Origin of the sequence: Streptomyces sp. H39-S7 (assembly GCF_027158205.1) — a bacterium.
Classification (GTDB): domain Bacteria; phylum Actinomycetota; class Actinomycetes; order Streptomycetales; family Streptomycetaceae; genus Actinacidiphila.
The window spans coordinates 1-840 of record NZ_JAPVLU010000102.1; the positions used below are offsets into that span (position 1 = coordinate 1).

At 72.5% G+C, this 840-nt stretch carries 2 pseudogenes; one reads left to right on the forward strand and one right to left on the reverse strand.

Annotated features, from left to right (window positions below):
- Positions 1-444, forward strand: a pseudogene (locus tag O3X23_RS42885) (SAM-dependent methyltransferase); the annotation flags it as partial.
- 116 nt (positions 445-560) lie between these two features.
- Here O3X23_RS42885 and O3X23_RS42890 read toward each other — a convergent pair.
- Positions 561-840 (reverse strand): annotated as a pseudogene (locus O3X23_RS42890) (hypothetical protein); the annotation flags it as partial.

Consider the following 840-nt stretch of genomic DNA (forward strand, 5'->3'; position numbering starts at 1 on the left):
ATGCACCTGCCCGAGCACGACGCCCTGCTGGCGCGGCTCGCGAACTGGGTGGCACCCGGCGGCTGGCTCGTCGTCAGCGACGCCGTCGATCTGACCACCGCCCACTCCCCGAACCCGGCCTACCGTCGCACGATGGCAGCCATGTGGCACGCGCTGAGCGACACGATCGGCACGGACATCAGCTGGGTCACCGACAGCCCGCAGCGGCTGCGGTCCCTGGGGCTGTCCGATGTCGGAGCGGAGATCTACGTGCCGCCGTTGACCCCCGACGCGCCGGTGACCGCCTTCTGGCGGGCCACCTGGGAGCGGATGCGGCCCGCCCTGGAGTCCGGCGGGCTGGTGGACGCGTCGACGGTGGACGAGGCACTGAGGTATCTGACCTCGCCGGAACTGGCGGAACTCCCCCCCGGCATGATCACCACCTGGGGTCGCCGCCCGTCCTGACGTCACCGGCGATCAACGGCGACCGCGGCCCTACGGCATCCACCACCGGCCCGCCGGCCCGCGCCACGGCTGCCCGCACCTCCTGCACCCTGGACGCAGCGCCCTCGTCGACCCCGTCATCGGACAGCGGGCTCCTCGACAGCGGGCTCCTGGGCAGCAGGTTCCTGGGCAGTCGATTCCTCGACAGCAGACTCCTCGACGGTGCGGGAGTCGGTGAGGCTCAGCGCGCCGCCCGCCGCGATCAGCCCGACGGCGACTGCGAGCAGGGCGTAGGTGATCCGTTCGCCGTGGAAGAACGACGCGACGAGGTCGCTGCTCCAGGTGCCGGCCGGGAGCTGGGTGGTGTCCATCGCGGCAAGCAGCGTGCCGACCTCCGCGGTGCCGACGCTGGAGCCG